Annotated in this window: 8 protein-coding genes, 1 tRNA gene and 2 pseudogenes; 7 read left to right on the top strand and 4 right to left on the bottom strand. The window is 35.1% G+C overall.

Annotation, left to right across the window (positions count from 1 at the left end):
* Positions 1-594 (bottom strand): annotated as a pseudogene (locus OUY_RS04010) (helix-turn-helix domain-containing protein); the annotation flags it as partial.
* Between the two features lie 210 nt (positions 595-804).
* On the opposite strand from OUY_RS04010, the gene OUY_RS04005 reads away from it, so the two are divergent.
* Positions 805-1,233 carry a glycoside hydrolase family 5 protein gene (locus OUY_RS04005; protein WP_246038701.1) on the top strand — a complete coding sequence of 143 codons (429 nt, stop codon included), beginning with the start codon at positions 805-807 and terminating at the stop codon, positions 1,231-1,233.
* Between the two features lies 1 nt (position 1,234).
* Here the strand turns inward: OUY_RS04005 and OUY_RS04000 are convergent, their stop codons facing one another.
* Positions 1,235-1,825 (bottom strand): nitroreductase family protein, encoded by a 591-nt coding sequence (locus OUY_RS04000; protein ID WP_139686750.1) that lies wholly within the window; start codon positions 1,823-1,825, stop codon positions 1,235-1,237.
* A gap of 85 nt (positions 1,826-1,910) precedes the next feature.
* Here OUY_RS04000 and OUY_RS03995 point away from each other — a divergent pair, with 85 nt between their 5' ends.
* The 6 genes from OUY_RS03995 to petA all read left to right on the top strand — a co-directional run bounded on the left by OUY_RS03995 (position 1,911) and on the right by petA (position 7,353).
* Positions 1,911-2,438, top strand: coding sequence for a biotin transporter BioY (locus OUY_RS03995; protein WP_010403957.1), 528 nt, complete (start codon positions 1,911-1,913; stop codon positions 2,436-2,438).
* On the top strand, positions 2,435-2,833 hold the full coding sequence (locus tag OUY_RS03990) for a DUF1284 domain-containing protein (RefSeq protein ID WP_029237639.1): 399 nt from the start codon (positions 2,435-2,437) through the stop codon (positions 2,831-2,833). The genes OUY_RS03995 and OUY_RS03990 overlap by 4 nt, the downstream gene beginning before the upstream one ends.
* 68 nt (positions 2,834-2,901) lie before the next feature.
* Positions 2,902-3,768 carry a tetratricopeptide repeat protein gene (locus tag OUY_RS03985; RefSeq protein WP_010403952.1) on the top strand — a complete coding sequence of 289 codons (867 nt, stop codon included), beginning with the start codon at positions 2,902-2,904 and terminating at the stop codon, positions 3,766-3,768.
* Positions 3,769-3,832: 64 nt separating this feature from the next.
* Positions 3,833-3,905, top strand: a tRNA-Val gene (locus tag OUY_RS03980).
* Between the two features lie 51 nt (positions 3,906-3,956).
* Positions 3,957-6,659: a DNA topoisomerase (ATP-hydrolyzing) subunit A gene (gene gyrA, locus OUY_RS03975; protein ID WP_139686749.1), complete on the top strand. Its 2,703-nt coding sequence runs from the start codon at positions 3,957-3,959 to the stop codon at positions 6,657-6,659.
* 94 nt (positions 6,660-6,753) lie between these two features.
* Entirely contained in the window at positions 6,754-7,353 is a 600-nt protein-coding gene (gene petA, locus OUY_RS03970; protein ID WP_006014178.1) for a ubiquinol-cytochrome c reductase iron-sulfur subunit, read from the top strand.
* A gap of 93 nt (positions 7,354-7,446) precedes the next feature.
* Here petA and OUY_RS03965 read toward each other — a convergent pair whose 3' ends face one another.
* Together OUY_RS03965 and OUY_RS03960 are read right to left on the bottom strand one after the other, a co-directional pair.
* A complete protein-coding gene (locus OUY_RS03965) occupies positions 7,447-7,665 on the bottom strand; it encodes a hypothetical protein (RefSeq protein ID WP_010403945.1) in 219 nt (72 codons plus the stop codon).
* 15 nt (positions 7,666-7,680) lie between these two features.
* A pseudogene (locus OUY_RS03960) lies at positions 7,681-8,177 on the bottom strand (IS630 family transposase); the annotation flags it as partial.

Below are 8,177 nucleotides of genomic sequence, written 5' to 3'. Positions count from 1 at the left end.
TAGCAAAAGCAACTCTGGAATAGGTATCAACAAAGGTTTGCTGGTAAATTCGTCCAATACCTTTGATATTACCAACATAATAACTGTCTTGGCTACCTAAGTATCCTGGATGCTCTGTTTCAATTTCTCCATGGGCCTCTTTTTCTTCCTTAGCCTTTTCTAGAGCTGTTATCTGTTCTTCTGTTAAAATGATACCATCCTGAGCTACTTTTGCTTCTAATGCCTTTAACCTCTTTTTAAAATTTTCAAGATCGTTTCTTTGCCACACTGATCTTATTCCACTTGCAGAGATGAGAATTCCTCTCTTTTTCAGTTCGTTTGCTGCTCTTTCTTGTCCGTATGCTGGAAACTCTATTGCTATTTCAACTACTGCTTTTTCTATATCCTCCGACACTCTATTTGCATACAATGGCTTGCTTTTGCTTATCTCGTGTAAAGCCTCTTCTCCTCCTGTTTCATACAGTTCTTTGAAGCGGTAAATGTATCCCTTGAATATCCCATTACTTTACACGCCTGTGATACATTTCCTAATTGCTTTGCAAGTTCTAGCAATCCCAACTTTGGTTTTAGTATTTTTTCTTGTGTTGTATTCATATCTGACACTCCTTTAAAACTTGTCTATATTTTTATCTTACTTTGTTTGCTTGTCAGATCAAGTCTAGACTATTACATCTTAGTTCAACAGGAATAACTAATGGGAAGTTTCTTAGAAGCAGTAGTTATGGCGATCCTCAGGCTTTCGATAAATTAAAACCACTTAATGATCACAATGTTCTTTATTCATTTCACATATACGAGCCTTTTGTGTATACAAATTTAAAACTAAACCAGGGGAAATTTTTCTATCCAGGATATATTTGTTCTGCTGACACAAATAAAACAGAGTACTGGAATAGAAATACACTCAGATCATATATAGAACCTGTCAGTATTTTCCAAAAAAAACATAAAATACCAAGCTATAGAATACTCGTTGGAGAATTTGGTGGACATCGTTCTTCAAAAGGATTAGAGCGCTATTTCCAAGATCTTATTTCTATTTTCAATGAATATAATTGGCACTTTGCTGTTTATGGTTTTCGTGAAGACGTGTGGGACGGTATGGACTATGAACTTGGAAACGAGAAGCTTTCATGGAAAGACTGGCAAGCAATTGAAAAAGGTACAATGAAAAAAAATTACTTACCAGATAATCCTATTTTTAAGGTATTGAGAGAGGGGTGGTCAAAGTAAGTTAACTAGCTTTTGGCCACTCATCATAAAAAAATATTTCTTCTATTGGTCTTCTTTTTTTCTTACTTGTTTCAGCGCCATCTTCTTCGTAACCAACCGCTATCACTGACATTACATTAAAATCATCGGATATGTTGAATTTTTCTACTATTTTATCTCTATCAAATCCAACCATTTGATGAGCCATTAAGTTCATAGCTGCAGCCTGTAGCATAAGTGCATAATTTGCTGCACCAGTATCGTGATTAGCCCAAAAATTTTCACCTTTGTCAGATTTACGGAAATTCTTAGCGCTTAGAGATATAATTAGTATTTGTGCATCTTTTGCCCACTTTTGATTAGATTCATCAAGGCAATTTAGCAGCTTTTCCCATGCGCTTTGATTGTTCTGTTTGTTGCATATTACGTATCTCCAGGGTTCATCACCAAAACATGAGGGAGTCAGCCTTACAGCTTCCATTAAAATATCCATGTCTTCCTGAGATATTGCTCTTGTAGGATCGTATGAACGTCCGCTGTGTCTTGCTTTCATCAACGATAATAGATCTTGTTTACTCATCATTTTTAATTTAATAGTGCATAAATAATTCATTGTAGCACAATATGAGCAAAATTTAAATTGCAAAACCTCTCATACACATATATGACATTTAATAAGTTATTTTTATTGGGAAAGTATGTTTATAACACAATCTAGCAGCAGATCAACACTGGCTGAAATATTGTCTTGCGTTTTACTTTTATTCTTGATGGCTCAAATAAGCATACCATTGCAGCCTGTGCCTATCACATTGCAAACTTTAGGAGTAATGCTTATTGGGCTTAAATTTAACCGCAGAACAGCATTCTATTCTGTGCTTACATATCTATCACTTGGTGCAGCAGGATTGCCTGTTTTTGCGAATTTTTCTGGTGGTTATCACATTTTTCTCGGGCCAACAGGTGGATATTTGATTGGCTGTTTAGTTGCTGTTGTAGTAATGAGCAGAGTAAATGAATTACTGAACTCTAAATATAAATCATTTATGTGTAATTCTTTAAGTTGTCTGGCGGGTACAGTCGTAATCTTTATTTGTGGTATTAGTTGGCTTACTATTTACGTGGGTCTGAAACAAGCAATAATGGTAGGTGTTTTACCATTCATCCTTCCTGGTTTGGTAAAAATTTTTCTACTTGTAGCAGCTTTGCAGTATTTGAAAAAGTGATAAGGTTTCGTCCTCATCATTTTATGTGCACTCTTGCATTTCAAGGGTATGGATATTCTCAGAGCTTTGTAGAAAATTACAAAAAGATAGCAAGTAAAGTAATTAGTGATCCTAATACTAAAATCGAAGTAGTTGATAATCTTGACACTATTTGTAGTGTTTGCCCAAACCAGACTAAACAAGGTAAATGTACCACACAAGCTAAAGTTTTAGAGCTAGATAGAAGGCATATGGAAATTTTAGGAATAAAAATTGGCGAGATTTTGACCTGGAGTAAAGCAGTAAAAAGAATTAGAAAGAAAATGTCTTTAGAGAAATTTGACTACGCATGTGAGGAGTGTAATTGGCAACCATATGGAATGTGTAGAAGTGCTCTTTTAACTCATTCTAAATAGTATCTGCCAATTAATAATATCTTTATTATTATATTAGATAAGTAATTTAGCATTTATGAATTTGTAATGTGTTGCGTATAGTTCAAAGAAATAAGATTTACTGGTTACGCGCTGCAGCCAATGCCACAACACTAGGATCTATGTTTGTCTGCATGTTAATTTGCGTTGTGATTTTATGGAGGTCTTCTGTTACCTATGCTAGTGAAAATTTGGAGATACAGAAGGTCTTTGATAGTGTTGTCAAGCATATAAAAGCTGATAAAAAATATAAAGATCTTGATGTTATCGAGAGAAAAAGTGACAAATTTAATATCAAAATTTCGCAGAATTCTGGCAAGAATTTTGACATATACTCTATTTTAAAAAAAGCAAAAGATTCCTTTGAGTTAGGAGATAGTGAAACAGCTACTTCTCTCCTCAATCAGATTATCGCAAAATTTCCTTATCATGAAAGTGCTTTAATTGGACTAGGGAATATCTATTACGCTAACAAAGAATTTAAAAAAGCTGTAGAGATTTACACAAGACTGTTAAAAGAATATCCTAGCAACCCTTATGTATTAAAGAATTTTCTGACGATAATCTCACAATATGATCCTAATTTAGCATTGAGTGAAATGTTGAAATTGTATGATACACTCAGAAATAGCGCCCCTTTATCAGCAAATTTAGGTTTGATCTATATGAAAAAAGGGGATTACGTAAAAGCTAAAGAATATATGAAAGCAGCAATTTCTTTAGATCAAAACAATATTTTTTATACCTATAATTTAGCTGTTATTCTAGATAAGCTCTCAGATTTTAAAAATGCCACAGCATGTTATTCAAAGTTGTTGAACATGTCAAAAAATGCAAGTGAAAGAATACCTTTATACAAGGTAGCAGCAAGGCTAAAATTTATACAACTCCATAGTGCGCACCCAGCGATTCCATAAGAGTTGCTTGTATCGCTATTTTTGTTTACAACAACAACATTGAACTATAGAATTATATCTAGAGGGGCAATTAGCTCAGCTGGTAGAGCATCTCGTTTACACCGAGGAGGTCGGCAGTTCAAGTCTGTCATTGCCCATTAGCCTAGTTGAATATTAATATTACAATTATTTCAATCAAAGTATAGAAAATGCAAGACAACATAGTACCAGTTTCAATAGTGAAAGAGCTAGAGGATTCTTATCTCTCCTACGCAATGAGTGTGATCATAAGTCGAGCTATACCTGATGTGCGAGATGGATTTAAACCTGTTCATAGGCGCATATTATACGCAATGTCGAGGGCTGGGTTCGATGCCGGTAAACCGTATAAAAAAGCAGCTCGTATAGTCGGGGATGTAATGGGAAAATATCACCCACATGGTGACATGGCTATCTATGACTCCTTGGTCAGGATGGCTCAAGATTTTTCTCTTCTTTTACCACTTATTGATGGGCAAGGTAACTTTGGTTCGATAGATGGAGATCCGCCAGCTTCAATGCGATATACAGAAGCAAGGCTCCACAAAGTGTCGCATTTTTTACTAAATGATATTGACGAAGATACAGTTGATTTTAGGCCAAACTATGATGGAAATGAAACAGAGCCTGTTGTACTGCCTGCAGAATTTCCGAATCTATTGGTAAATGGTGCAAGCGGTGTTGCAGTTGGTATGGCAACCAATATTCCTTCTCACAACCTTGGAGAAATAATAGATGCTTGTATGTTATATATAGATAATCCTGAAGTTACTTTGGATGAGTTACTTGAAGTGATGCCAGGACCGGATTTCCCAACTGGGGGAACGATTCTTGGAAGGTCTGGAATAAGATCAGCATTTGCAACGGGTCGTGGATCAATTGTTGTGCAAGGCAAGACTCACATGGAAGACCTGTCACAAGATAGGCAAGCAATAGTGATTGATGAAATACCTTACCAGGTAAATAAAGTAAAATTAATTGAGAAGATAGGTGAGCTTGTAAAAGAAAAAAGAATTGATGGCATAACAGAAATTAGGGATGAATCTGATAAGTCTGGTATTAGGGTAGTAATTGACCTCAGAAGAAATGCTGAAGCAAGTTTTATACTTAATCAAATATTGGGACTAACTCCACTAAGAAGTAGTTTTAGTGTTAACACTTTAGTCCTCAACAACAACAGGCCTGCTTTGATGTCGTTGAAAGAAATTATAGCTGCTTTTATTGATTTTAGAAAAGAAGTATTAATCAGGAGAACAGAGTTTCGTCTAAGAAAAACGAGGGAAAAAGCTCATATATATATAGGGCTCTACATTGCGGTCTTGAGCATAGATGAAGTGATAAAAATCATCCGTGGTGCAAAAGATCCTGCGGAAGCAAGTAGAGAACTTTTAAATAAAGAATGGAAAACTTCAGCTGAGATAAACACAATTATTGGATTAATCTCAGACAGCACAAGCTTTTTGAAAGACGGAGTGTATAGATTAACTGAGCTGCAAACGAAAGCTATTCTTGACATGAAATTGCAACGTTTAACAGGCCTTGAAAAAGACAAATTAGAAGCTGAGCTAAGTTCAATGATCAACCTGATAAAAGAATATATCGCTTTTCTTGGCTCAGGAGAGAAGTTGATGAAAGAAATAAAAAACAATCTACAAGAAATAAAGAACAGATTTACTGTGCCGCGAAAAACTTCAATAGAGGAATCAGATACGGACATTGAAGCTGAAGATCTAATTCCACAAGAGGATATGGTGATAACCGTAACTATGAATGGTTATATCAAGCGTGTGAAGCTTTCTCATTATAGAACTCAGCGTCGTGGTGGAAAAGGAAAGCTAGGACAAGGATTAAAAGAAGAGGATGTAACCACAAAATTATTTGTTGGGAATACCCACACTAGCCTTTTATTCTTTTCTAATATTGGCCGAGTTTATAGATTAAAAGTTTATAAGTTACCTATTGCAGAGCCAACTGCACGTGGAAGAGCACTTGTTAATATATTCCCGCTTAGCGATGGTGAAACTATAACTAATATAATGCCATTACCAAGTGAAAATGACGAAAATCAAAACATAGTTTTTGCTACTGCTCATGGGAACATAAGGCGCAACTCTTTAGCAGATTTTCACTATATTCCAAGCAATGGAAAAATAGCAATCAAGCTCGATGAAGGAGATAAGTTAATATCAGTTAAAGTATGCAATGAAATTGATCATGTTTTTCTTTCAACAAGATTCGGCAAAAGTATCAGATTTGTTGTAAGTGATGTGCGTCAATTTAAAAGTCGCAATTCAGATGGCGTAAGAGGTATCAAACTTGCAAAGAATGACAGCGTGATATCTATGACCATATTAAATGGGATAGGTGTAGCAACAGAAACAAAAGAACTTTACTTAAAAGTTCCACTTGCAAAAAGACTGGGGACTGCAATTAATAACTCCATTGATTCTAAATTGGAAAAGACTTTGAATGATTTAGGAATAGATAACACACTGTTCTTAAAACTTGCAATGAATGAGGAGTTCATATTAACTATTACTGAAAATGGCTTTGGTAAAAGAACTTCTGCGTACGAGTATAGGGTAACAAATAGAGGTGGTGTTGGTATTACAAATATCCTTACTACCGACAGAAACGGTAATGTTGTTGCTAGCTTTCCAGTTGAACAGGGTGATAATATCATGCTTATTACAGATAAAGGAAAGTTAATTCGTATTTCAGTAAATGATATCAGAATTGCAGGACGTAGCACTCAAGGAGTCACTCTGTTTAAAACAGAGAGTAGAGAAAAGGTGGTGTCAGTAGCGAAAATTGAGGATCCCGATTCCACTGAAGATAGTATTTCCGAAATTGACAACTCTGTTTCTTCTTAACTGTATAGCAAAGGTTAAACAAATAGTGCAAATTTCTATTGATTAATCTATAATATTTAAATTAAAATATATGTCTATGTTCAAGTAGAGATTGATGGATAAGAAGTTAACTAAAAATAAAAAATCATTGACGAATGAGAAGAATAAAAAAACATCTCTTGTTAAAGATTTTGCCAAAAATAAGAGTAGAAGAGATTTTATCACATTAACTACGTGTGCCATGGCAGGTATAGGAGCTGCAAGCGGTCTTTGGCCATTGGTTAAGTCTATGAATCCTTCTGCTGAGGTTTTAGCGATGTCTACGGTTGAGGTTAATCTATCTGATATTCAAGAAGGACAAGGAAAAAAGGTAAAATGGCAAGGTAAGCCAGTATTTATCCGCAAGCGCACAAAACAAGAGATTGAGGCTGCAAGAGCCATAAATGCAGAAAATTTGAGAGATCCTGAATCAGATGAAAAAAGAGTATACAAAGGAAAAGATGAATGGTTAATTATGATTGGAATATGCACCCATCTTGGATGTGTACCAGTTGATCACGCTACAAAAGACGGCAACGGTTGGTTCTGCCCTTGTCACGGTTCATATTATGACACATCAGGCCGAGTAATTGGCGGTCCTGCACCAAAGAACATGGCTATACCTGACTACTTTTTTCCAAGTGAAAATATTGTAGTAATTGGCAAGAAGGCTTAACGGATTTTCATAATTAAAGTAATAAAAGTATATTGCATTTCAAGAAGCACACTGACTTCATAGGCAAAGCTCTTGAAGTCTATCAAGCTAATTTTATACTATGCACATATTCGGGTGATAATTAAGAAACTTGCCTGCCAAATTTTCAGAGTTGACAGCTAAATTTAAAACTTGTTCCTTTGCGTCAGAAAAATTCTGACTAACTTGCTTAAAGTTATTTTCTAACTCTTCGAGGATGGAGCTGAAATTAAAAAAACTTTTCTGCATTTTATCAAGATTTTGAGTTATATAGCTTAATATAGCTCTTTTCATAATAGTCCAAAAAGGTCATAAGAAAGAAGAATCGACAGCATGACGAAAAGATTTGAATAAAGGAATGTTTTTCCTGGTTCTGTTTTTTATAGCAAACCAATAATGTTCAATTTTGTTAAAATCTGGAGAATATGGAGGAAGATATAAAATTTCTGCGCCAACTCCTTTAGCAAATCTTATTAGACTTATGAAAAGTAGCATTATCAAGGATAACAGTTTGTCCAGGTTCCAAAATCGGTGTCAGAAACTGCTCAAACCATTTATTAAAGATATCCATATTGCAGTGGTCTTCAAAGGTTAACGGAGCAATTATTTTTCTTCCACTTAAGGCTGCAACCATGCTAATTCGTTGAGTTTTCTTCCCAGATTTTAGGGCATAAAACCGCTGTCCTTTCTGGCAATACCCATAGGTTCAGTGTTATCAATGCCAGACTCATCTATATAAACTAAGTTTTGAGGTTCTTTTGTTGCTATAATTTTCAAAAATTCAGCGCGTTTTTCTTCGTTTCTTT

This window comes from Wolbachia endosymbiont of Leptopilina clavipes (genome assembly GCF_006334525.1).
Classification (GTDB): domain Bacteria; phylum Pseudomonadota; class Alphaproteobacteria; order Rickettsiales; family Anaplasmataceae; genus Wolbachia.
Note: the sequence above shows the minus strand (reverse complement) of the source record. Positions and strands in the feature narration are given on the sequence as shown.

Bases quoted from the DNA above. Each gene is read 5' to 3' on its own strand.
- OUY_RS03995 (WP_010403957.1), top strand. From the start codon at position 1,911: ATGTTTATAACACAATCTAGCAGCAGATCAACACTGGCTGAAATATTG.
- OUY_RS03965 (WP_010403945.1), bottom strand. From the start codon at position 7,665: ATGAAAAGAGCTATATTAAGCTATATAACTCAAAATCTTGATAAAATG.
- gyrA (WP_139686749.1), top strand. From the start codon at position 3,957: ATGCAAGACAACATAGTACCAGTTTCAATAGTGAAAGAGCTAGAGGAT.
- OUY_RS04000 (WP_139686750.1), bottom strand. From the start codon at position 1,825: ATGAATTATTTATGCACTATTAAATTAAAAATGATGAGTAAACAAGAT.
- petA (WP_006014178.1), top strand. From the start codon at position 6,754: ATGGATAAGAAGTTAACTAAAAATAAAAAATCATTGACGAATGAGAAG.